The 24,412-nt window shown below is 40.1% G+C and carries 20 protein-coding genes and 1 pseudogene; 12 read left to right on the top strand and 9 right to left on the bottom strand.

The window, feature by feature from the left end:
* Positions 1-107 precede the first annotated feature (107 nt).
* The 5 genes from MSKOL_RS01890 to pyrH form a co-directional block, all read right to left on the bottom strand.
* The gene (locus MSKOL_RS01890; RefSeq protein WP_231592367.1) at positions 108-875 is read right to left on the bottom strand and encodes an ABC transporter ATP-binding protein; all 768 of its coding nucleotides are present in this window, start codon (positions 873-875) and stop codon (positions 108-110) included.
* On the bottom strand, positions 868-2,052 hold the full coding sequence (locus MSKOL_RS01885; protein ID WP_231592365.1) for an ABC transporter permease: 1,185 nt from the start codon (positions 2,050-2,052) through the stop codon (positions 868-870). Before MSKOL_RS01885 ends, MSKOL_RS01890 begins: the two co-directional genes overlap by 8 nt.
* 74 nt (positions 2,053-2,126) lie before the next feature.
* A complete protein-coding gene (locus MSKOL_RS20850) occupies positions 2,127-2,594 on the bottom strand; it encodes a hypothetical protein (protein ID WP_231592362.1) in 468 nt (155 codons plus the stop codon).
* Entirely contained in the window at positions 2,591-3,304 is a 714-nt protein-coding gene (locus tag MSKOL_RS20845) for a hypothetical protein (RefSeq protein WP_231592360.1), read from the bottom strand. Before MSKOL_RS20845 ends, MSKOL_RS20850 begins: the two co-directional genes overlap by 4 nt.
* Positions 3,305-3,598: 294 nt before the next feature.
* On the bottom strand, positions 3,599-4,300 hold the full coding sequence (pyrH, locus tag MSKOL_RS01875; RefSeq protein WP_048117373.1) for a UMP kinase: 702 nt from the start codon (positions 4,298-4,300) through the stop codon (positions 3,599-3,601).
* Positions 4,301-4,486: 186 nt separating this feature from the next.
* Between pyrH and MSKOL_RS01870 the strand changes: the two genes are divergently transcribed.
* From MSKOL_RS01870 to MSKOL_RS01835, 8 genes are all read left to right on the top strand, one after another.
* Positions 4,487-5,065 (top strand): TetR/AcrR family transcriptional regulator, encoded by a 579-nt coding sequence (locus tag MSKOL_RS01870; RefSeq protein WP_048117371.1) that lies wholly within the window; start codon positions 4,487-4,489, stop codon positions 5,063-5,065.
* Positions 5,066-5,312: 247 nt separating this feature from the next.
* Complete coding sequence (locus tag MSKOL_RS01865) at positions 5,313-6,440, top strand: MBL fold metallo-hydrolase (RefSeq protein WP_197078808.1); 1,128 nt, start codon at positions 5,313-5,315, stop codon at positions 6,438-6,440.
* A 398-nt stretch (positions 6,441-6,838) separates the two neighbouring features.
* On the top strand, positions 6,839-7,258 hold the full coding sequence (locus MSKOL_RS01860; protein WP_048158094.1) for a cupin domain-containing protein: 420 nt from the start codon (positions 6,839-6,841) through the stop codon (positions 7,256-7,258).
* 82 nt (positions 7,259-7,340) lie between these two features.
* Positions 7,341-7,976 (top strand): flavodoxin family protein, encoded by a 636-nt coding sequence (locus tag MSKOL_RS01855; RefSeq protein ID WP_048158093.1) that lies wholly within the window; start codon positions 7,341-7,343, stop codon positions 7,974-7,976.
* A gap of 55 nt (positions 7,977-8,031) precedes the next feature.
* Positions 8,032-8,571, top strand: a complete 540-nt coding sequence (locus MSKOL_RS01850; RefSeq protein WP_048158092.1) for a flavodoxin — start codon at positions 8,032-8,034, stop codon at positions 8,569-8,571.
* A 51-nt stretch (positions 8,572-8,622) separates the two neighbouring features.
* The gene (locus MSKOL_RS01845; RefSeq protein WP_048153374.1) at positions 8,623-9,762 is read left to right on the top strand and encodes an aldo/keto reductase; all 1,140 of its coding nucleotides are present in this window, start codon (positions 8,623-8,625) and stop codon (positions 9,760-9,762) included.
* A gap of 232 nt (positions 9,763-9,994) precedes the next feature.
* A complete protein-coding gene (locus MSKOL_RS01840) occupies positions 9,995-10,627 on the top strand; it encodes a carboxymuconolactone decarboxylase family protein (protein ID WP_231592357.1) in 633 nt (210 codons plus the stop codon).
* A 99-nt stretch (positions 10,628-10,726) separates the two neighbouring features.
* Entirely contained in the window at positions 10,727-11,266 is a 540-nt protein-coding gene (locus MSKOL_RS01835; protein WP_048158091.1) for a flavodoxin family protein, read from the top strand.
* Between the two features lie 86 nt (positions 11,267-11,352).
* Here the strand turns inward: MSKOL_RS01835 and MSKOL_RS19700 are convergent.
* A pseudogene (locus MSKOL_RS19700) lies at positions 11,353-11,496 on the bottom strand (transposase); the annotation flags it as partial.
* Between the two features lie 366 nt (positions 11,497-11,862).
* Here MSKOL_RS19700 and MSKOL_RS01830 point away from each other — a divergent pair.
* Together MSKOL_RS01830 and MSKOL_RS01825 are read left to right on the top strand one after the other, a co-directional pair.
* A complete protein-coding gene (locus MSKOL_RS01830; RefSeq protein ID WP_052725303.1) occupies positions 11,863-15,399 on the top strand; it encodes a PAS domain S-box protein in 3,537 nt (1,178 codons plus the stop codon).
* Between the two features lie 902 nt (positions 15,400-16,301).
* On the top strand, positions 16,302-16,778 hold the full coding sequence (locus MSKOL_RS01825; protein WP_048153373.1) for a peroxiredoxin: 477 nt from the start codon (positions 16,302-16,304) through the stop codon (positions 16,776-16,778).
* Between the two features lie 345 nt (positions 16,779-17,123).
* On the opposite strand, the gene MSKOL_RS01820 is transcribed toward MSKOL_RS01825, so the two are convergent.
* Positions 17,124-18,179 (bottom strand): hypothetical protein, encoded by a 1,056-nt coding sequence (locus MSKOL_RS01820; protein WP_048153372.1) that lies wholly within the window; start codon positions 18,177-18,179, stop codon positions 17,124-17,126.
* 184 nt (positions 18,180-18,363) lie between these two features.
* Positions 18,364-19,107, bottom strand: a complete 744-nt coding sequence (locus MSKOL_RS01815; RefSeq protein ID WP_048153371.1) for a HesA/MoeB/ThiF family protein — start codon at positions 19,105-19,107, stop codon at positions 18,364-18,366.
* Between the two features lie 453 nt (positions 19,108-19,560).
* On the opposite strand from MSKOL_RS01815, the gene MSKOL_RS01805 reads away from it, so the two are divergent.
* Both MSKOL_RS01805 and MSKOL_RS01800 read left to right on the top strand, forming a co-directional pair.
* Complete coding sequence (locus MSKOL_RS01805; protein ID WP_048153369.1) at positions 19,561-21,081, top strand: AAA family ATPase; 1,521 nt, start codon at positions 19,561-19,563, stop codon at positions 21,079-21,081.
* Between the two features lie 214 nt (positions 21,082-21,295).
* Positions 21,296-23,134: a VWA domain-containing protein gene (locus MSKOL_RS01800; RefSeq protein WP_048153368.1), complete on the top strand. Its 1,839-nt coding sequence runs from the start codon at positions 21,296-21,298 to the stop codon at positions 23,132-23,134.
* Positions 23,135-23,271: 137 nt separating this feature from the next.
* Here MSKOL_RS01800 and MSKOL_RS01795 read toward each other — a convergent pair whose 3' ends face one another.
* Positions 23,272-24,078 carry a hypothetical protein gene (locus MSKOL_RS01795; RefSeq protein ID WP_048153367.1) on the bottom strand — a complete coding sequence of 269 codons (807 nt, stop codon included), beginning with the start codon at positions 24,076-24,078 and terminating at the stop codon, positions 23,272-23,274.
* Positions 24,079-24,412: the final 334 nt, after the last annotated feature.

The raw sequence follows: 24,412 nt of genomic DNA, 5'->3' as shown, positions 1-24,412 counted from the left end.
GGGATTCAGTTCCAAAATATAGTGATAAAAGTAAGTGTAACATCACACTACATAGATTTATAATTCTGAAGAAAAAACAGTATTTTAAAACCTGATTTGTATGATGGTTAATCTTTAATGACCCCGTCCGTAATCCTGAGCACCCTCGAACACTCCTTTGCAACCTCAGGGTCGTGCGTTACAACAAGAATCGTCTGCCCTTTTTCGCTCAACTCTTTGAAGACTCGCACAATTGAATCCCTGGTTTTGCTGTCCACCTCACCTGTGGGTTCATCCGCCAGTATAACCGCCGGCTTATTCACAAGCGCCCTGGCAATAGAGACTCTCTGCTGTTCTCCTCCTGATAATTCCGAAGGCTTATGGGAAAGTCGGTCTCCAAGGCCAAGTTCTTCTAGCAGCTTTCTGGCCCTTTCTCCTCTTTCTTTTTTGGGCACTCTGGAAAAGCGCATGGAAAGCTCAACGTTTTCAAGTGCAGAAAGTGTAGGGATAAGGTTATAGTGCTGGAAAATAAAGCCTATTTTTTCTCTTCTCACGCGGGGAAGCAGTTTTTCAGGCACAGATGTAAGGTCTGTCCCATCAAGAATTATTTTACCGTCAGTTGCTTTTTCAAGTGTGCCTATAAGAGCGAGGAGAGTAGATTTTCCGGAACCTGAGGGCCCCATTATCGCAAGAAGTTCCCCTTTTCTTACAGTTATGCAGGCGCAGCGGAGGGCATGGACAGGGATTTTACCCTGGAAATAGGTTTTGGAAAGGTTTTCAACCTGAAGTATGATTTTCTGGTCTTCGTTACCCCAATTAAGCTTATTATCTTCTTTTTCCGGCTTATTCGAGACCTCAAGCCCTTCCCCCTCAATATCGATTTCGATCTCATGCATGCTTCAAAGCCTCCATAGGGCTCATTTTCGAGGCCCTGTACGCAGGATAAAGCCCTGAAAGAGCACCTATCAGCAAGGCAAAAAGCATGGCAATTACAAGAAGCCTGGGCGTTATCAGGAAAAGCACTATCCTTGTGTTTGCGAGCCATGCATTCATAATATAGACAGCCACGGAACCTACCAGAATTCCGAGGATTCCGCCGAAAAGGCCCATAAATGAAGCTTCTCCGAGTGTCAGGAGCAAAATATCCTTTGTTTCGGCTCCAATGGCTTTTAAAATTCCAAATTCCCTTGTTCTCTCGGCAACGGACATGAGCATGGTATTCATCACGCACAGGCCGCCTATGATTGCTGCAAGGAGCCCTGAACTGATAGTAATTACGCTGAAAATCATAAAGGACTGTCTCGCCTGCACCTCAAGTTCCCCTGGAGAAAGGGTACTTGTGCCTTTAACACTCAATTCTATGCGTTTGGGGAGTATTTCGGCATCCACTCGCTCATCAGGCACCGCAAAGATATAGGAAATCGAATTGCCAACATCGTAGAGGTCCTGCGCAGTTTCAAGAGGTATGATTACCGCGTTATCGAAAATCGAGCCGGTATAATCCAGAATTCCTACAACTGTAAAATACTTGTCATGGATCTCAAACTTACTTCCGATCTGGAGTTTATATTCCCTCTGTATGTTGCTTCCGACAACAACATTATAAGAATCCCCTGGATTGAGAAAACGGCCTGCTTTCAGCTCTACGGGATAAAGGGCAACGCTGGATTTCTCCGGTGGGACTCCCAGAATTTGCTTTCCGGTCATTCCCATTTTGTCCTCATCAAAAGTAGTCATTAAAAGCCCATATGCATCTTTCACCCCTGCCACCCGGAGTACGTCACTCACCTTATCGTCCGTAAGCCCCCCTCCAAAGACTCCACTTTCGGCAAAAACCCGAATTTTGTCGCTGGTCACACTCATGGAACGCTCAAAAGTCTGATGGAAATTTTCGGACATCGCACCCATAACTATAACTGCAAAGATCCCGAGGGCAATCCCACAGACTGTCAGTGCACTCCTGACCTTTCTGTTCATTATATTTCGGATGATGAGGTCAAACATGATGATCCTGCATTCGAATTTTATACTATTTTGGGCTTTCAAGGCTTTCAAAGCTTCCAAAGCTTCCAAAGCTTCCAAAGCTTCCAAATCTTTCAAGATTTTCAAAGCTTTCAGGACTTTTTATTTTCCTTTTTCAGAACTCTTTATTTCCTTTTCCTTCCAGACAAGATTCCAGCGCAGAGAAAAATCCCCAGAACTGTGAAGAAGCAAATAGACGGAGATTCTTCGACGGGGGTTGCTTCAGCAACAGGTTCAAAAACCCTCAAAACCGTTTCATGGCTGTCCAGAATTTCTCCTTCGGAATTCAGCACATAGATCTTTACATTATAATCTCCCTTCGGGACTCCCTGCCAGATTATCCCTACCGTATCCTCTTTTTCTGATGTAAGGATATCTGCGGTCTCTTCAAAAACATGCGCTTTTCCATCTTCAGGCGTCAGCACAACCCTTACAAATCCGTCAAAGGGCACCTGGGATCTTCCTATAATAGTGACACTTGCTCCGTATTCATCTACATCGATATCCCGGTCAACAATTTCCACTTTTTCTTCGGCTCTGAAATCCGATCTGTAGGCTGCAGTGACATCAGGAGAGTGGGAATGGACCTTCAAAAGAGCAGTGTAGTTTTTATCTTTTTCAAGCAGGAAGGCCAGTAGCTTGCATTATAATAAGTGCTTGTAACAGGGATATTCTTATGCTTTTCAGAATACACGATTTCCGTTCCTGAGAGAAGTTTCAGGTCAAGGTCGATAACGCCGGGTTCAGGCGCCTGTATACTCCTGAGGTTAGCAGGGCTTGTAAGACTCATTAAAACTGAAGCTTTCTCGGAATCTGCGGAGAAGTCAACAAGTTTAAGTTTTGAAAGGATAGGATTGCGGTCGGAAAATGAAAGTTTTCTGAAAGCAAGGCGTTCATTCCCGTTTTTAACATAAACCTGCGCTGTATAAGAGTCCGTATCTTTTACAAAATCATTCTCAATTCCCCAGAAAAGTACTTTTGTAACTTCCTGCCCTTTCTTAACAGGCCCTAGAAGAAAAGTTTCCGATTTCAGCAGTTTCGTCTCCGAATTCAAAGTAAAAACAAGAGAGGCATTTTCAAGAGGCAGCTCAAACCGTACTGTAGTATCCGCGAGCACATTGTCCGAGAAAAAATCCATGATAACGGCATCTCTCTGCCTTTCCTTTTCAAAGGCTGTCCCATCTACTGCAGCGAAAGCAGGAATGAGATCAGCGCAGAAGATTATCAGGAATAGAAGAATGAAAAAAAAGTGGAAAATAAACCCTCTCTGTCTAAAAGAACTCTTTCTTTCAGGCAAGCTCAAACCCGACTCCTCCTCCCTTTAAGAAATATCAGGACAGAAACTTCAGGAAACTGGCTTTGTAGGAGTTCTAAACTCTAAACCGACACTTCCGTCTGTTTTCTGTTATTGGGATATATGTCGGAACCTCTATGTTTAAGTTTTCATTTTCTGTAAAAATAAAGATTTTGAAGCCAGCTTTTATTTTTCGAACTCTATCTTGTCTGGCTGTTAATACTGGTCTGAGCCTTAATTGGTTTGAACTTTAAGTCTTAATTGGTTTGAACTTTAAGTCTTGATTGGTTTGAGTTTTGAGCCTCACATCTTTGTCGTAATCCAGGTCCCGCAGGATATTGGAGATTTTTTGACGGCTTCCCCATCGAGAACTTCTCCGAGCATGGCAGGATTCCGGGCATCCATGACAAGTGCATCGAGCTTGCAGCGTTCTATAATTTTTGCGGCTACCGGGTCAACAGGAGATTTGGAGCCTGCTTTCATCTCGATTGCCATAACTATGTTTATGAGCTTCTCAGGAGAGATTTTATCATATTTTACTGCCGAAGGGTCACAGTTAGGGTCTGCGGAATAAACTCCGTCAATCGAGGTTGCAATTGCCAGCAGGTCTGCCCGCAGGAACTCCGCAAGAATTGCAGCGACGGCATCCGTTGTCTGACCAGGGGTAATTCCTCCCATGACGACTACCTTTCCGGGACGTATAGCCTTTGCAGCTTCCAGATAATTTGTAGGAATTTCCGGAGAGGCATCGGGCCCAAGAGCTGCAGCAAGCAAGTGTGCATTCAGGCGAGTAATTTCGATACCTATGTAGTCGCATGTAACTTCATCGGCACCAACTGCCCTTGCAGTTTCGATGTAATTCCTTGCCGCTTCTCCTCCTCCGGCTACTACAAGCAGGGTATGCTTTTTCGAGAGCTTACGGAGAACATCCGCATATTTTAAAAAACGATCGGGATCTAGATTTTTTGCGAGAATTGAACCGCCTAATGAGAGTACTATGAGCATGATGATCTCTACACATTAACAATTCGGATTTTTAAATGTATCGCTGGATATTTTTTATTTAAGTTGCCAAAAATCCCTTATGTACTGCAATACCTGCTAAAAGCCAAGAATAAAATGCCATAAAGTATTTATAATAACTTAATATTAAAACATAAATGACTAATCAGTCAATTATAGAGATAATACATGAAAGAACAGGTCAAAGACAAAAAAACAGCCATTCTGGAAGCAGCCTTAAAGCTCTTCACAGAAAGAGGCTTCCACGGTACATCCACTGCACAAATCTCAAAAGAAGCAGGTGTAGCCACAGGCACACTTTTCAATTACTTTCCTACAAAGGAAGACCTTATCAACAGCCTGTACTTTGAGGTAAAGGGAGATTTAAGCCGCAGTATGGGAAAAGAAATTGAGGCACAGAATACCTTCAAGGACAAATTAAAAAAAATATGGTCAAATCTAATCAAATGGGGAGTAGCAAATCAGGAAGAATTCCTTTTTGTCGGGCAGTTCTGTTCATCTCCTTACATCACAAAGTTTACACGTGATGAAGTGATGAAAGAGTATGTATTCCTCCATAAGCTTGTGGATGAAGGAATAAAAGCGGGAGAAATCAGAGATTTTTCTGCGGAGCTTACCATTGCAATGTTTTATCAGGGTAGCAGGGCGGTAGTGAACCTTATCATTGATTCAGATTTATCACTGGATGAAAATAAGGTTATAGAAGATGGATTCCAGATTATTTGGAAAGGTCTGGCTAATAACTAATTTTTTTTCACTCAATATTAAAGTGATTAGTCAGTCATATGCTCGATTAAGATATTCACTATCTATAAAATAAACAGGAAATCAAAGGCATCTCCTTTCCATCGTACCATAATAACTCCTCAGTGTATACAGTAAGAGTCGTCCTGCCCTATTCTGGATGGTTTTGCAGTCCTGAGTAGAAACGTAAAAAAGCGCAGAATGGGATCTCCAATTGGCTGCGTAAAATTGGAATTACAGAAGTGAAAATATGAAAAGGATTAAAAAAATGGGGTTATATTTACTCAGTTTTTTGCTTCTATTGGGTGTCTTTATTATCTTGTTTATAAACATAGACCCGGCTTTCGGTGGGAATCCAACAAAAGAACAAACAGAAATGTATCAACATTTAAATAATTATGTTGATGGGAAATTTATTAATGAGGATCCTACAGAGTTTGTTATAAATTCCTCAGACGCTTCATTAATGAATGAGGATTCTGCTTCAGAGGCTAAAGACCGCAACCCGAGTGGTCCAATTCCTGTTTCTGCCATTGACTGGAACAAAATTAAAAGTGAAAATGATAGTCTGACCTGGTTTGGACACTCTGCTTTTCTGCTTAGTATTGATAATAAAAAGTTATTGATAGATCCTATGCTGAGTCCTATTGCCTCGCCGGTTTCATTTGTGGGAATTAAAAGATATGAATACAGTGAAGATATTATGCTGCATCTTATTGATGAAATGCCGCCTATTGATGCAGTTTTTATTACACATGATCATTATGACCACTTAGATTATCAATCTATTGTTAAACTAAACAGCAAAGTATCACATTTCTTTGTTCCTCTTGGAGTTAGTGCTCATCTGTTTCGATGGGGTATTCCAAAAGAAAAAATTACGGAACTCAATTGGTGGGAAGAAACGGAATATCAGGGCTTAACCGTTGTTTTGACACCAGCCAGACATTTCTCCGGAAGAGATCCGTTTAATATCGATACTACTCTATGGGGTGGATGGGTCATCCTGGGAAATAAAACTCGAATATATACCAGTGGAGACGGTGGATACGGTCCACATTTCAAGGAGATCGGAAATAAATACGGACCTTTTGATATAACCTTGATCGAAGGTGCCCAATATGATCCGAGCTGGTCGGATATTCATATGGTACCGGAACAATCTGTTCAGGCTAATCTGGATGCGAATGGTGAGACCATGATGTTGATGCATTGGGGAGCATTTACATTAGCTAATCATGGTTGGAATGAACCAATAGAAAGAGCACAAAAGGAGGCAAAAAAAAGAGAAGTAAACATAATTGCCCCGGAAATTGGTGAAACCGTTCTATTAGATTCAGACCTACACATGCCTTCGACTCCCTGGTGGGATTTTTGAAAGAACATTATCTAAGGAGATGATGCCTGGAATGGGGGGATATCAGAGGAAACAAAGCATAGAGTTGGGATATGAATGAGAAAAGCGGTTTGAGCGAAGGAGAAGAATCTAGGCATGTTGAAAAATTATTTTTCAATTTTTTACATTTTACCTTTCTCTGTATGGCTTACTTTTATATACCATTAAATCTTATACGATGACTGATCAGTCACTCATGTAGTTGATCGAGTAAACGATTAAGAAAGAAAATTGTGACAATCATAATGAAAGTAAAATAAGAGAGAACATTATGAAAGTTGTCGGTATTAACGGTAGGCTACGGCTAGTAGACTTTTCAGTAAGAATATTTGACATTCAAGAAATTAAGCATCATGAAAAATGAAAAGGGGGACCAAAATATGGACAAATCAAACTTAAGTGAAAGCGTGATCTTTCCGAAAGGAGAAGAACTTCCGGAACAGTTCAGCAAGTATTTTTCAGGTAAAGCATGGCTTAGCATGCTGGTAGACAGGGATAATGAATTTAATTGTCCCATAGGCAATGTGACATTTGAACCCGGCTGTCGGAATAACTGGCATAAGCATCCGGGGGGACAGATCCTGTTAGTAACAGGCGGACGTGGTTACTATCAGGAGGAAGGAAAGCCTGCACAAGAACTTAATCCCGGTGATGTAGTAAAAATCGCTCCAAATGTAAAGCACTGGCATGGAGCGGCACCCGACAGTTGGTTTGTACATATTTCCGTTGAGACAAATGTTGATGCAGGCCCGGCAGAATGGCTGGAACCAGTAACGTATGAAGAATATAACAATTTATGATAGCATCACTATCAAAAATAAAAATCACTGGAAACAGAATAGAGAGTTAAAAAAGATAAAAAATGCAATTGGTGGCATAAGAGTGAAAGTATTATTAGTAAACGGAAGTCCGCATGAGAAAGGCTGTACCTATACGGCTCTTTCAGAAGTAGCAAAGACCTTGAATGAAGAAGAGATTGACACAGAAATTTTTTGGATCGGAAAAAAGCCTCTTACCGGGTGCACTGCCTGCAAGAGCTGTGCCAAAACAGGGCTCTGTGCATTTAATGACCGCGTCAACGATTTTCTTAACATTGCTAAAGATGCAGATGGATTTATTTTCGGTTCCCCTGTGTATTATGCAGCTGCAGGTGGAGCGATTACGTCTTTTATGGATTGTGTTTTCTATGCTGATCTGCTAGGAGGCAGACAGTCTTTTTATCTGAAACCAGCGGCAGCAATTGTTTCTGCAAGGAGAGCAGGGACGACAGCCACACTTGACCAGCTTAACAAGTATTTCACCATTTCGGAGATGCCTATTGTTTCTTCCCGCTATTGGAATATGGTTCATGGAGCAAAACCCGAAGATGTGAAAACAGACCTGGAAGGATTGCAGATCATGCGTGTGCTTGCAAGGAATATGGCATGGTTCCTGAAATGCAAGGAGGCTGGCATGAAGGCTGGCGTACAGTTGCCGATGAAAGAAAAAAGCATCTATACAAATTTCATCCGGGAATAATCATTAGTTAAAATTTTTGGATATGAATAAACAAAAAGAAGGCGAGGGACAAAGAATGGCGACTTTAAAAGAAGAGAAATGCCTGATAGCCTGTTTTTCACGTGAGGGGAATAACTATGTCAGTGGAAAGATCGTGAATTTGCCTGTCGGCAACACAAAAGTAGTAGCCGACATGATCCGGGAAATAACAGGAGGCGATGTTTTCCGTATTGATACAGTGAAGTCTTATCCCAGGGATTATACTGCAACAACCAACGTGGCAAAAAAAGAATTGAATGACAATGCCAGGCCTGAGCTTTCCAGCCATGTAGAAAATATGGACTCTTATAATGTGATATTCCTGGGTTATCCCAACTGGTGGGGAACGATGCCAATGCCGGTGTTTACATTCCTGGAAGAATATGATTTTTCCGGAAAGACCATTGTTCCATTTTGTACACATGAAGGAAGCGGATTAGGCCGCAGTGAAAAAGACATTGCAAAACTTTGTCCGAAAGCAACACTTTTGAAGGGGCTCGCGATCCAGGGCTCTCGTGTAAGTGCAGCGAAAAAAGATGTCGCAGATTGGTTGAATAAAATCAGTATGACCTTGTGAGCTGGTCGAGTCCACAGGACATTTGTGGATCATTTAGCAAGGGGAGATAAAATGGCAAAACGATTAGGTTTTGGCTGTATGAGATTACCACTTCTGGACAAAGATGATCAGACATCATTTGACACAGAAGCATTAAACAAATTGGTAGATACATTTTTGGAAAGAGGATTTACTTACTTTGATACAGCATATACATACCATGGATTCAAGAGCGAGGAAGCTGTTAGAGAAGCTTTAGTAAAAAGACATGACAGAGATGAATTTACTCTTGCGACGAAACTTCCTCCCAGAATGTTAAAAGCAGTGGAAGATCAGGATAGAATTTTTAATGAGCAACTGGAAAATTGTGGTGTTGAATTTTTTGATTATTACCTGCTTCACAATATTGGTGTGAGTGCTTATGAGCAGGCATGCAAATTTGATACATTTGGTTTTGCTTTGAAGAAAAAAGAAGAAGGCAAAATAAAGAATCTGGGCATCTCTTTTCATGACACGCCGGAATTACTGGATGAAATTCTAACTGCTCATCCTGAACTGGATTTTGTTCAGTTACAGATCAATTACATTGACTGGGAGAATCCAGGCATTCAGTCAAAAAGATGCTATGAAATGGCAAGAAAACATAACAAGCCAATTGTTGTAATGGAACCCTGCAAGGGTGGAAATCTTGCATCAGTTCCAGAAAAAGCAGAAGAATTGATGAAAGCATATAATCCTGAATTATCCATTGCCTCCTGGGCGATCAGATTTGCTGCCAGTCAGGAAGGCGTCATGATGGTCCTTAGCGGTATGAATACCATGGAACAGATCCTTGATAATACCTCATATATGGCAGACTTCGAGCCTCTGAATGAGGAAGAATACAGGACCATCAGCCAGGTAATTGATATTATAAATAAAGATACTGCGATTCCCTGCACAACCTGTAGATATTGTGAAGCAGGGTGTCCTGAGAATATTGCAATACCTGATTACTTTGCATTGTATAATAGTGCAAAGCGTGCTGTAACTGATAATATCTCAAGCCAGTTTGTTTATTATCTGAACCTTACTTCAAATCATGGCAAGGCTAGCGATTGCATAGACTGCAAACAATGTGAAAAGTCATGCCCTCAGCATCTGAAGATAACAGAGTACTTAAAAGATGTGTCAGCGGAATTTGAGGCCGGACCGGGATTACCGACAAAATAAAGATGAATGAGAATTTGACCGAATAATTTTCAGAACAAACTGGCGGTCAGGAGGAAACGGTGAAACGGTGAAAAGGATTCCGAATATCCGCCTGGGCAAAAAGAGAGGTAAATTATGAGTATCAGTGAAACAGCAAACAAGAACCATGAAAAATTATTTCCCAATCATAAATCAACACTAAAAATAACAGATCCGGAACATAGAAGTTTTCGATAATTTTGCTTTTGATGAAGTGATCAGTTATGGAAATTTAGATACAAAAACCAGATTGATGGTCATCTTGGCATCTCTAATCGCAAGCCAGACTTTAAGCGAATATAAAGTAATGCTTGGTGCTGCACTTAATGTCGGTGTGACTCCAATCGAGGTTAAAGAGATTGTATATCAATCCGTACCATATGTCGGGATGGCAAAAGCATTTGATTTTATCCATGCCACAAATGAAATACTGGAAAGCAGGGGAATAAAACTACCCTTAGAAAGCCAGTCTACAACTTCACCGGAAACACGATTTGAAAAAGGGCTGGAAGTTCAGAAGGAAATATTTGGTGACATAATCGATAAAATGTATGAGGCAGCACCAGCAGATCAGGTCCATATTCAAAAATATCTGTCTGGAAACTGTTTTGGTGATTACTACACCAGAAAAGGACTGGATATAAAAACAAGAGAACTCTTGACATTCTCTGTGATTTTATCCCTGGGAGGATGTGAGCCCCAGTTAAAAGGGCATATACAGGGCAATCTAAATGTTGGAAACGATAAAGAAACATTGCTTAACGCAGTTACGCAGCTATTGCCATATATCGGATATCCCAGGACATTGAATGCGATTGCGTGTTTAAATGAAGTAATACCCGATTAGGTCTAATGATACAAAGAAATCCATGTGGTAATCCATAATAGGATGCTGGATACAATCTTTTGAGAAATCAGGATAACTCAAGATATGGAGATAATTTCAATGAGTAAAAAAGTATTGATACTGTCCGCCAGCCCGAGGAAAGGCGGAAATTCCGACATGTTGTGCGACCAGTTTATGCTTGGAGCAAAAGAAGCAGGCAATCAGACAGAAAAGATCTTTTTGAGAGATAAAACAATCAATTACTGCACAGGATGTGGAACCTGTTTTAACATGGGAGAGGGCTGTCCCCAAAAAGACGACATGGCAGAAATCCTGGAAAAAATGATTGCGGCAGATGCGATTGTAATGGCAACGCCGGTGTACTTCTACACAATGAACGGTCAAATGAAGACTCTAATTGACCGCACTTGCTCCCGTTACATGGAAATCGGCGATAAGGATTTTTATTTTATTGCGACGGCAGCCGACGATAGTAAGCAGGCTATGGAGAGAACATTTGAAGGATTCAGGGGATTTACTTCCTGCCTTGAAGGAGCAAAGGAAAAGGGTATTATCTACGGAACCGGTGCCTGGAACATTGGAGACATCAAAGAAACAAAAGCAATGGAACAGGCATATGAAATGGGAAAAACGGTTTAATCGAAGGACAAGATACAATTAACAAAGCAAAATCATGCGAACAGAAATTTGAATAATTATCTGTAAAGGTCTAAATAAAAACTAGTTTTCCTGTTAAAAAACTCTTTTAACTTACTGTTATTCTTTTTTGCCGCTGCTTGAGCAATTTGCGTCAGAATCCATCTTGCTCCCTTTGATCCCCTCTTTGTGATTCTTCCGTTGTGGTATTTATCTGCAGGTTGATACACATTATCGAAGTTGGAGTGAAGTAATGGGTCACTTGTATACGATACATAAATGTAATAACAGAAATTAAAAAAGCGAAATAATTTTGGGATAAAACAATTTTGGGATAAAACAATTTTGGGATAAAACACTTTTCTATATATTGAAAGGCTATTTCTATTCAAACTTTTTTTAAAAAAAGTACAATTTCTTTAAATAATTTGTGCAATATCATTATTATAAAGATATTTTGCAGTTGTTTTTATAACTTTAAAATGATTTAATTGCTATCAAGATAGAATTCGCTTAGGCCCAATGGTGAGTACATTTTTGATCTAGTCTGCTTAAAGCAACAAACAAAGTGACCCCTTGATTTTCGGAGAAGGTTCTGAATGGGAGAAAAATTGAGGAAACCTTGTACTGAGAAGAAGCAAGTAGAGGAAGCACTGAGCCAGAATGAGCAATATGTTGGGCTGAAGTTAGATAATAACCTCTCACCTTCCAGGATGGCAGAAAACCTTGAGCTGGCTGATATTCTTGATATTCCAGCGATTCAGTCTCTCATGGATGACTTATATGAACTTACTCACATTACTACAGCACTGGTCGACCTCAAAGGTAATGTTCCTGCAATTGCTGGGCGGCAAGAGATTTGCTCAAAATTCCACAGGTTTCATCCCGAAACCTGCAAATACTGCGTAGAAAGTGATACAAAACTGTCCCTGGGTGTTGCTCCTGGAGAACTTAAGCTGTACAGGTGCAAAAATAACATGTGGGATGTCGCGACTCCTCTTATTGTGGGCGGCCAGCATATAGGCAATATCTTCTCAGGGCACTTCTTTTTTGAGGATGAACCTCTTGAATATGAATTTTTCCGGTTCCAGGCTAGAAAATACGGCTTCAATGAAGAGGAGTATATAGCAGCGCTTGAAAAAGTTCCACGGCTTAGCAGACAGGCTGTGAACAAAAACATGTCCTTCTTCATGAAACTTGCCAACATGATCTCGCAACTAAGCCACAGTAATTTCAAGCTTTCACAATCGCTGGCCGAATGCGATACTCTGCTGGATGCGCTGCGGGAGAGCGAGGATAAGTACCGCAACATCGTAGAGACAGCAAACGAGGGTATATGGGTAGTTGACGCTGAAAACAAGACTATCTATGTAAATAAAAAAATGACAGATATGTTAGGATTTAGCCAGGAAGAAATGATTGGCAGATCTGGGTGGAATTTCATAGATGAAGAAAATAAAGTTGTTTCCATACTGAATATTGAAAAAAGACAGCAAGATATTGGTGAGAGCCATGAATTTAAACTAATATGCAGAGACGGCTCACCCTTATGGACTCTTGTAAATACTAGATCCTGCTTTGGCAAAGATGGCAAGTTTGCAGGCTCTATAGGCATGTTTACTGACATCACCAGGCGCAAGCAAGAAGAGAACCGTATTTGCAGATACAACCGAATTCTTGAAGGAATAAATAAAATTTTCAGCAATGTAGTACAGGCAAAAACAGAAGAAGAACTGGGAAATACGTGTTTATCTGTCGCCCTGAAAATGACCGGCAGCCAGTTTGGTTTCATCAATGGAATGGATGCCGACGGGTTGCTGCACGATGTTGCAAAAAGCGAGCTTGCATGGGAACAGTGCCTTATGTACGACAAGACAGAGCATCGTAGTCCATTTGCTGTTCATGGTCTTTACGGCAGTGTCATTAACAAAGGGAACGCTTTCTTTACCAATGATCCGCAGTCACACCCAGACAGCAGAGGCTTGCCGGAAGGGCATCCCCCAATCAGATCGTTTCTTGGAGTGCCCCTTGTTCAGGACGGGAAAACAATAGGATTGATTGCGGTTGCAAACCGTAAAAACGGCTATAGTTACGAGCAGCAGGAGGATCTTGAAGCTATCGCACCGGCAGTGACGCAGGCTCTGCAAAGGAAAAAGTCGGAAGAAGCTCTGAAATTCTCAAATCTTTATAATCGTAGCCTGATTGAAGCTAGCCTGGACCCATTAATAACCATCGGGCCTGACGGCAAAATTACGGATGTAAATGGCGCTACAGAACAGGTTACTGGATATTCCAGAAACGAATTGATTGGAACTGATTTTTCATATTATTTCACTGAACCTGAGAAAGCCCTTACAGGATACCAACAGGTGTTTCTAGATGGTGAAGTTAGGGATTATTCTCTGGGAATTCATCACAGGGACGGGCATATAACTCCTGTTTTGTATAATGCTTCATTTTATAAAGACGAGAATGGTAAGGTTATTGGGGTTTTTGCTGCCGCACGTGATATTACAGAGCTTAAAAAGGCAGAAGAAGCTTTAAAAAGAGCGCATGATAATTTAGAAAAACTGGTTGAAGAGCGTACGTCAGAGCTTGAGAAATCTTACAATTCATTGAAGGAAAGCGAAAAAAACCTTGCAGAAGCTCAAAAAATAGCACACCTTGGAAGTTGGTACTGGAATCTTATAACTAATGAAATATGGTGGTCTGATGAATATTACAGAATTTTTGGACTTAAACCCCAGGGATCAACTCCAACTTATAATGAGTTTTTAAGTTATATACATCCTGAAGATCGAGACGTTGTGATTAATGCAATTAAAGAAGCTTCAAATGGGAAACTTTTCAGCATTGACCATCGGATTATTTTACCCGGCGGAGGAGAAAAAATAGTTCATGTACAGCCAGAAATCACTTTTAACGAGGAAAATAATCCTGTTAGAATTAGGGGTATACTTCAGGACATTACCGAGCGTAAGAAAACTGAAAAAGCGCTCAGGTTAAGCGAGGAAAGATACCGTATAGTGGCCGAACAGACAGGACAGATCATATACGAGTATAATATTAAGGAAGATACTTTTGCCTGGGCAGGCGATGTCGAGAAGATAACAGGATTTACTCCTGATGAGTTTAAAAATATCGGTTTAAGAAATAAGAGTCGTGATTTCTGTCTGTCCCGTATTCATCCGGAAGACCGAAATCTATTCCTTGAAAATCACGAAAAATTTCAGATGCCCGAAGATACTTACAGAATCGAGTACCGTTTTAGAAATAAGAATGAAGAATATATTTTTATTGAGGACAACTTCATCTGTCAGAGAGACGAGAACGGGAATGCATATAGGATTATTGGGGCATCTAAAAACATCACAGAAAGAAAAAAGACAGAAATTTTCCTTGCGAATATCGAAAATGCCCGTAAAAGGGAAATCCATCATCGTATTAAAAACAACCTTCAAGTGATCTCATCCCTGCTGGATCTTGAGGTTGAAAAATTCAAAAGTAGAGGGCGCGTTGAGTATTTGGAAGTTCTTGAGGCCTTCAGGGAAAGTCAGGACAGAATAATCTCAATTGCCCTGATTCATGAAGAACTGCATGAAGGCAATGGAAATAATGAATTGAACTTTTCTCCATATCTTGAGAAGCTTGTTAAGAACCTTTTCCAGGCTTACAGTTTTAAAGATATGAACATTGGCTTAGATATGGATCTTGAAGATAACATTTTCTTCGATATCGATATTGCAGTTCCTCTAGGGCTGATTGTCAACGAAATTATTTCAAACTCTCTAAAGTATGCATTCTCAGGCAGAACTAACGGAATAATTCAAATCAGGCTTTGTAAGGAGCTTTGTAAGGAGCTTTGTAAGGAGCTTTGTAAGGAAGAAGACACAGGTATTTTAAATGATGTATCAGGAAGCATAAAAGGTGATTACGAAAATAAGGTTGCTAACTTTATCTTAACCGTTTCGGACAATGGAGTGGGTATCCCAGAAAACATTAATATAGAAGGTTCTGATACCCTTGGCTTTCAATTAATTGCTATCCTTGTAGATCAGCTAGAAGGTAAACTTGAACTAAAAAGAGACTCCGGAACTGAATTTACTATAAAGTTTGCAATACCAGTGAAGGAATAAGAATTCTCTCAGGGACTTTCGTTACTCTTATATTTAAGTTTTACAGTAAATATGGGTGTATAATTTCAATCTTAAGAAAAGGTTAGAGTCACTAACATTATACCGGGTTATTGCACCAACTCGAGTATAAATAAGAATAACAGTGTCTGTCAGTTATCGAAAAACAACATATATATAAATTTGCATATGTTTACTCAAAAACAACAAATCCACTCATTTTTTATAATTGATTGACAATTCACGGACATAACCTAAGAAAGATTGATTTTATTACTTTTAAACGGTGTTTAACAATGTCTAAAAAAACTTCTAAACCGATGTCTCGTAGAGAACACGATCAAATGAAACGCAATAGAGTAAATAATAACAAATCAGAATCAGTTAATGAAGGTATAATTGAAAAATGCAAGAACCTTCTCAAGAGAAAAAATTCGGAGAATTAAGTAAATAAAATTGAAAATTACTTTTACCATGATTTCAAGTTCACTATACGCTTTATATAGATACGCTTTATATAGAGAAGAAAAACAAAGTTTTTATAATCAATTAAAGACTGTTGATTATTCAGGAATGATAAAAATATAACCTCAAATTTGCAGTTCAGGAACTGACCCTTAATTTCAGTATCCCAATAATGATTCTTGGCAATAAATACTTTGATATTATAATTGAATCATTCCGTCGTCATTTTTATTTTTACTACTTTTTTTTGTTTTCCATTATTTTTTTAATATGAACTGCCCTTCAAGTTATTTTTATATGTTACTCCCGCTTTGAACCTTTTTTGCATTCCAATCTTTACTTCTCGCTGTCAAAAATGTCAAACTGCCAGCAGTTTAAACAGGTCAGCAGACAGACAATTTATTAAACATAGGGGATTTTATTAAATTGGGGAAATTATCATGAGCGAGATTAAAATCGGAGACAAAATTCAGGATTTCAGGCTAAGAGACCAGAAACAAAAAGAGGTGCACCTCTATGATTTCGCTGGCAAGAAGATTCTTTTATCATTCCATCCACTCGCCTGGACAAGCGTGTGTGCAGAACAGATGAAATCACTTGAGGAAAATCACGAAATGTTCTCCAGATTGAACACGGTGGCTTTTGGCATAAGTGTGGACCCTATACCTTCAAAAAGAGCCTGGGCTAAGGAACTTGGAATTACACACATCAAGCTTCTTTCAGACTTCTGGCCTCATGGGGAGGTTGCCAGAGCATATGGAATATTCAGAGAAAAAGAAGGGGTATCTCAGAGGGCGAACATAATTATCGACGAGGAACAGAAGGTTATATTCTTCGAAGAATATCCTGTGCATGAACTTCCCGATATGGAAAAGATTGTAAAAGTTCTGGAACAAGGTAGTAAAGTTCAGCTCTAAAAAACAAAGCAATAGAGAGATAAAGTAAGTAATAAAATTACGGGAAGAAAGAAGGGGAAAAGTAAACTACGAATCATAGAATGAAGGCGGGAAAAAGAAAAAGGTCAGAAAATCCATCAGTTCTATAATTATTCAACTTTTTTCATTTAATTTACCCATAATTATCCATTTATCCTTAGTTCCCAAATCTTAAGCGCATATCGGTAGTAAGAAGAATCGGTGAGGTCATAAGATCCCGATTTTGAGAATTTTACTACAAAGATCATGTGTTTAAACTTAAGCGCATACTCCGATATCAGGAGACATTTGTGTGCCTAAAAATGAGGAACCTAGGATTTATATGATTTAATCCATTGTAAATCCCATATTACTTAATTCCGTATCAATCCCCTCAAAGAGTTCCCTCAGTGCGATCCTGAGCCTGCGGACCTCTACCTGCCAGATTCTTTTGCTAACCTGCTTGTCTCCCCCGGCTTTAACAGCTGCCATCCAGGAGTATTTTCTGGCAATTTTTGTGTTGTTTGATGGGAAACGGAAAGCTTTTCCAGTTTTCTGGTTAGCGTATTTTTCGTTGATAAGGAACTCGTATATTTCCTGAACTCTTTCAAGCAGTTTTTTTTCACTTTCAGAACCTGACGATCCAAACAGCACAAGATTCCAGAGGCGGAACTGTACATTATGAAGCTCATGAGAAAGCATCTCGGAAACCGAGATTTCCAGCATCTTCTTAAACTCAAGGAAAATGTCCGTGTTTCCAAAACCTGAAGGCAGGATATTTCCAAGCGAAATCATAACGTGAATACACTCGTGAAAAAGAATTCTGGCTATCAGGAACTCAACCCTCTCCTGCAAATTCCAGAATTTGTTTACAAGAGCTTCGTCCCAGAGCTGGTAAGGGTTAACGAGGATCATAGACCTGTAGACAATTCTTTTTTCTTTCTGTGAAACCAGGCGCTTGGGATAAAGAGTCATTCCCAGCATTTTTCCAAAAAATTGAATTCTGACGGCAAGATCCCAGCAGTACTCCCACTCCCCTGAACTTACACACTTTACCCTGTAGTAGTTTCCATCAAAGTGAACTTTCTCAAGCAGCCGGTACATATCTTTACTGTGTACCTTGATCAACGACTTTATCATGGGCTCCCTATAGATCCGAAGGTCAAAATAAGGTGCATTCGGAATAAGAGCAGGAAGTGAAGCAGGAAGTGAAGCAGGAAGTGAAGCAGGAAGTGAAGTCGGTGAAGAAATATTCAAATCCTGAAATCCATAATTCAGATCCTGAAACCCATAATTCAGATCCTGAAACCCATAATTCAGATCCTGAAACCCATAAGACCATAAATTTGAGTTTCCGTTCAAACCATTGACTTCCTTCTCAACTGGCATGGTCTTCTTTTTCATCCAATTCCCTCGCACAAAATCCCCTTTAATAAGATACCATATAAGATATTACCCTATACCCTATGAGATATTACCCTATGAGATATACCCTATAAGATATTATTACTGAAGATATATATAAATTGGTTAATAGGCGGCAGGGAATCGAAATAAAATTTTATCTGGATTTAAAATAGTAAAACTCTCATTTGTTTCCACGCATTGTCTTAAGATTTCCACAAACAGGACAATTATTTAGCTTTGAGAGTGATATTTCGCTGAAATTTCCAGAAAGCCCATTCCAGAACAGGAGGCGACCTTCCAGAAGCTTTCCCTGTCCTGTCAGGAATTTAATAACTTCATTTGCCTGGATGGAACCGATGATCCCTGGGGTTGTCCCTAAAACCGGAAAAACTTCCTTTTTGGAAATGCGTGGGAAAATACAGTAAAAACAGGGAGTTTCTCCAGGCACTATTGTTGTTACCTGGCCGTCATAACCGGTAACTGCTCCATGTATTAAAGGAATCCTTCTTTTAATGGCAAACCTGTTAAGCATATGTCTGGTTTCGAGATTATCAAGCGCATCAACTATAACATCACATTCAGGAACAAGGGCTTCGAGATTTGATTCGGTAAGCATCTCTGCTATAGTTTCAACCTCAATATCCGGGTTCATGGAGAGCAGTTTTTCCTTTGCTGACTCTACCTTAAGCCTTCCGATGTCCTTTTGATGGTGAAGAAACTGTCTATTTAGATTACTGGGGTCCACGGAATCGAAATCTGCAAGAATTATTTTTCCGATTCCTGCTATTGCTAGATAGGTGGAAACCGGACTTCCCAGCCCGCCTGCCCCGGCAACCAGCACTTTTGCATTCTTCAACTTTTCCTGTCCCTCTTCCCCAAAAAGAAGAATCTGACGGCTGTATTTTTCACGCTCGAAATCATTCATGCAGTGACTTCCGGAATTTGATTTATTTCAGGATGCGATTTTTATTTATTCGTCACCAGGAATATTCTCACTCAGGTGAATTTAAATCATTCTCATTAATCATCACCTTCCTTATGCATAACCTCTTCGGATGGTAAAAGACAGGATCGGTGGGGCTGATAGGGTCGGAAAAAACTTTCTCAAGATGGATCCCAGCGTATGAGACCTGATAAAAACTGGGCTTCAGTATCAAAGCAGAAAGGTATATCTCGGGGAAGAAATATAATCCGCAGGCATATCGGTGGTAGGGATAAGAATTTTTAGAAAAATTAATTAAGGCAAGGCCCATAAAAATAGGAAATTCATTTTTTTATATTATTCTAACCGGCTATTGCAATTCACTATTGTAGCATCTTTCTCACATACTAAAGGCGGGATGCTGAAAAAAAGAAATTTGTATAGGTCTTGGAATTTATGAGAATTCTGGATTTAAAGAATACGGTTATCAATATCAAACAGGAGTTTTCAGGCTACTTTAAAGAACGAGATGCTGAAATTAACGGGTCTCTTCTTGCACTCCTCTCCGGTGAGCATGTCCTTTTACTTGGCCCACCCGGAACTGCAAAAACCCTGCTTGCAAGCAAAATCTGCGAAACTATAGAGGGGGGAAATTTTTTCCATTATCTTCTTACCCGTTTTTCCACGCCTGAAGAGGTATTTGGGCCGCTTTCCCTTAAAGCGCTTGAAAGGGACGAGTTCAGCAGGCGGGTAGAAGGTTACCTTCCAACTGCCCATATAGCCCTGCTCGATGAGATTTTCAAGGCAAACAGTTCCATCTTAAACAGCATGTTGACTGTACTGAATGAGAGAAAGTACCATAACGGCAAGGAACTTATTGAGGTGCCTCTGTTTACGGTTTTTGGGGCTTCCAACGAGTTGCCGGAAGAAGATGAAAGCCTCGAAGCTCTCTACGACCGTTTTTTGTTCCGGTACAGGGTGGATTATATTCAGCACGAAGAGAACCTTGAAGACCTGATCTTCAAAAACACCGAAGATTTCGTACCCTCAACGAAACTCAGCATAGAAGAAATAAAGGAAACCCAGAAGAGAGCAAGAGACCTCCCTGTTGATCCTGAGGTTCGGTCAATTATAAAGGCACTCCGAAGAGAACTCAGGAACTCAAATATTTTTGTCTCGGACAGGCGCTGGAAGAAAATTGTAAATGTACTCAGGGTAGCTTCATTCGTAAACGGACATACCAGTGTAGACCGGATGACTGCTGTCCTGCTGCAGCACGTACTCTGGGAAGTACCGGAACAAAAAGAAGCAATCAGGAAACTTATTCTGGACAGGGTTGTTTCAGGTGGCACGGATACTGGCAAATTGAAACTGGATGTCCTTGATCTGAAAAATTCCATTTACAGTTGTTTGCAGCAGGAACTTCCAGATCTTGTAGCCTGTAATAAGTGCTACGAAGAAGAAAGAAGGACAACAGGCAGCCTGAAAAGCTCAAGATTTTCAGGGGTCAAAGCGCAGAGGAACCTCACATTCGACAATGCCCTTGACCTGCTAAAACACCATACCGAATTTCCAACCCATTCTTACAGTTTCGGGCTCGATTACAGCAATGTCAACAGTTCCCTGAACTTTGAGTCCCTGGCAGAACAATTCCGCAGAAAATACGGGTTTGAATTCAAGATCAGCCTTGATTACGGAGATAAGAAGCTCTATGAAAAAGAGTACGAAAATCTGGAAGAAAGACTGAACTATTTCAGAAGGCAGATCCAGGAAGAAGAAAAAGCGCTTGAGAACACCCTGAGAGAAAATATCTGGGTTTCAGGGCAGGACAGCCAGGAAATCCTGATGAAATATCGCTCCAAAAATACCGATGTTTACGAGATTGCAAGCAGTCTAAACGAGGTGCGGATCCTGCTTGAAAAACCCAGGGTATTTGATGTAACCATTGAAAAAGCAGGAGAGATAGCTGAGACCTGAATATCTCCAAAATATGGCTGAAAAACCTTTAAAATATGGATGCAAAACTCTAAAATATGACTGAAAAACCTTTGAAATATGGCTGAAAAACCTCTAAAATATGGCTGAAGAGTTTCTCTGAAATATAATAGATAAGAAGACAACTTAACTATAAAACTCCTAAAACTTATCAAAAACTCCTAAAACTTAGGAGAATTTCCGGAAAAGGAAAAATATGCAGGAATTAAAAAAGCGGAAAGAAGATTTCAAGGGCATTCACGGATCAGGCTCATCTTTATCGTTTAGCCACGCCTTCAATCCTTCCACAATATTGAATATTGAGCTCAGGGGTGTCCTGGCAACTCCACGAAAAATACCAAGGCAAGTCAGGGAAGAAATTGCAGAAATTCTTGTTTATGAGCTCTTTTCAGAAGATGGGTACGAAATAAAAGATGAAAAGCTGTTTATGAGTAAATTTGGAGCTTTTTATCCAATCTTCCTAGGTTTAAGGGATTTTGGGGTCTGGGCTGAAATAAAAACTCTTGCAGGAGCCAACAACCTGGCAGGTGTTTTTATACTCAGGACCCTGCTTGAAGAACTTTTTACACTTCTGGATGACTATGGAAAGTTGGAATCTGAATTTTCAAAAAAGTTCGCAAGAAACCTGGAAAAAAGCCTTAAAGCCCTGAAGAAGCTAATCGATGAAACTCAATCGGCTTGGGAACAAAACAGAATAAGAGATCTTGAAGAAAATTTCTGGTTGCAGGAAAATCCTAACACATCCAATCAACAGGTAACTCAAGAAAGAAGACAGGAAAGTCCCCTCGAACAAGAAAGTTCCCTTAAACAGGAAAATTTTCTCAAAGAGGAAAGTTCCCTTAAACAGGAAAATTCTCTTCCACAGGAGCTTTCCTTCCAGCAGGAAAATTCTCTCAAAGAGGAAAGTTCTCTGCAAGACTTCGAGCATGAGACCTGGGAAAATCCAGATATACAGACTGGAAATACTGCGGGGTCCGAAAGACTTGCTTCAATGACTCTGAACTTTATGTCTTCAGAGAAGGCAGGAGAAGCCCTTGATTCTGTTATCGAAGAAAGTATCGCTGTAAAAATTGAAGAGCTTATCCCTGTGCTTGAAGACCACCTTGAAATGCTGGAAATTCTCTCAATGCTCTTTCCGGGCAGAGCCTGGGATTACTCCTTGAGGACTCTTCACAGAGAATACTTCGGAAACCTTGAAAAATACGCCGCACTTCTTAGAAAGAGCTCGGCTATTCATGAAATTCTTGAGCAGGTCGGAAGAATCGAACTTGAGTACGGCTCAAAAAAGCTGAGTTTATCTCCGTACAGTAAAAGCGAAGTCCATTCAGTCACTTTATCGGGAGATATCCAGACATTACTTCCAGCAGAAACCGTAAAGCTAAAAAATCCTCTATTGAAGCGTAAATTCTATGCTGATATGCTTGAAGGAAAACTCCTGACCTACCAGCTAAAAGGAGAAAACTGGAACTCGGATAATGCAGGAAAAAAGAGAAAAGGGCCTGTAGTCGCCCTTGTAGACACCTCGGCGTCGATGCGGGGAAGCCCAGAGCTTCTTGCAAAAGCTGTAGTTCTGGCAGTTACGAGAAGAATGTTAACAGAAAGCAGGGATGTTAAAGTGATCCTCTTCTCCTCTAAGTGGCAGACAGTCGAAATTGAACTTACGAATAAAAAGCGCATGGGGGAGGAGTTTCTGGAGTTCCTGAAGTTTACTTTTGGCGGCGGCACCGATTTTAATACTGCACTTCGCGCAGGTCTTAAGGCTATGAAAAACGAAAAAGCCTTCGAGGGAGCTGATCTTCTTTTCCTTACCGATGGTTATTCAGAACTCTCAGAAAAACCCCTTATTAGGGAATGGAATGAGATAAAAGCCGAAAGAAGAACCCGGATCTTTTCCCTGATTATCGGAAATTATGATGCCGGCGGACTGCAACAGATTTCGGACCACACATATCTCATAGGGAATGCCGAAAACTGGGATGTTGCAGAAAGCCCTGCAAGTTTTGTGAAAGCTATAAGCAAACCTTACAGGTTTTAAGTTCCTGGATATAAGTTCCCGGATAAAGTTCCTGGATATAAGTTTCCGGATATAAGTTCCCGGATATTTTTGACTGCGCGGCATTTATTAAGATGTTTTGGTATTTCGCACTGTAGATATTTTTGGTCCTTCGTACTTTAATGCCTGCGCTTGAAAAGTTTCTGCAGACCTTCTCCAAAATCTTCCAGGTCTTTCCGTGCGGGGGTCTGGCGCCTGGATATGCTTGAAAGAACGGAAAATGCAGCCTGTTTACTCCGGCTGGCTCCTTTAAGCAGCCCAATCTCGATCATTGCAACAATTAATTCGGAAATGATTTTTTGATCTCTGGGACTCAGGTTATTCCATTTTTCGTTTATCTTTTTCGAGGAATCAATTATTGATTCTTTTCCTTCGGATGCTATTGTTGAGGCTTTTGAGGAAGCTACTTTTGAGGCGTTTATTATCTGTTTTCTTCCATAGGAAGCCGTTTCCAGAAAGACTTTGAAAGCATTCTGTGAGATCTTTTTTAGTCTTGCTCTTTGATTAATAGGGATCTCCTCTCCAGATGCCTTTCGGAAATCACTTTCAGAGCCTCGGCTCTCCAGAATTTTACGGACTTCTCTAAAGATCTCCAAAATCTCCTCCTCAGACCTCGTTTTAAGGTATTCTCTGAGTTTTTCCAGAAGGTCCGTGTCGATTGGTTCTGAATCCGCTTCATGAGATGAGTTCGAATCGCTGAAAAAGTCCTTATCTATCTCAATGTCATCTACTTCAACGTCATCTACTTCAAAGTTACCTACTTCAACGTTATCTACCTCAACGTCATCGATCTCAACGAAATCAGCATCAATTATAGGACTGGACCCAAAGATAGCTTCACGTGATGAAGCCTTTCTGGATTTGGATTTATTTCGGATCTTGAAACCTGCATCTGAAAGTCTGTCGAATACTCTGTCTTTAAGCAAGAAAATGCACTCCTTCCTGAAAATAAATGCCTTCCCTCTTAAAACAAAAAATTTTACTTGCACGTGAATAATTCGTAGCCGGGCAACTTTAGCATTAACTAGCTGTTTAATATAATATTATTCAATTACCTGCATATCAATCTAATTACCAATATGGAGTTTAATTTTAAGACTTCATATCTTTTTCTGTTGCTCTTACGATCAATTTAAAAATTTTAATATTGTAATTATCTGCTACATTTATTTGACGGTAAAAATCTCCTCTCAATTTGAAAAAGTTCTAACCAATATTAGATAATTTTTATAAAAAGTACAGAGCTAATTACCGAGATAC

The sequence above is a fragment of the Methanosarcina sp. Kolksee genome (assembly GCF_000969945.1).
Taxonomy (GTDB): Archaea; Halobacteriota; Methanosarcinia; order Methanosarcinales; family Methanosarcinaceae; genus Methanosarcina; species Methanosarcina vacuolata.
This window is presented reverse-complemented; position numbering and strand designations above follow the sequence as displayed.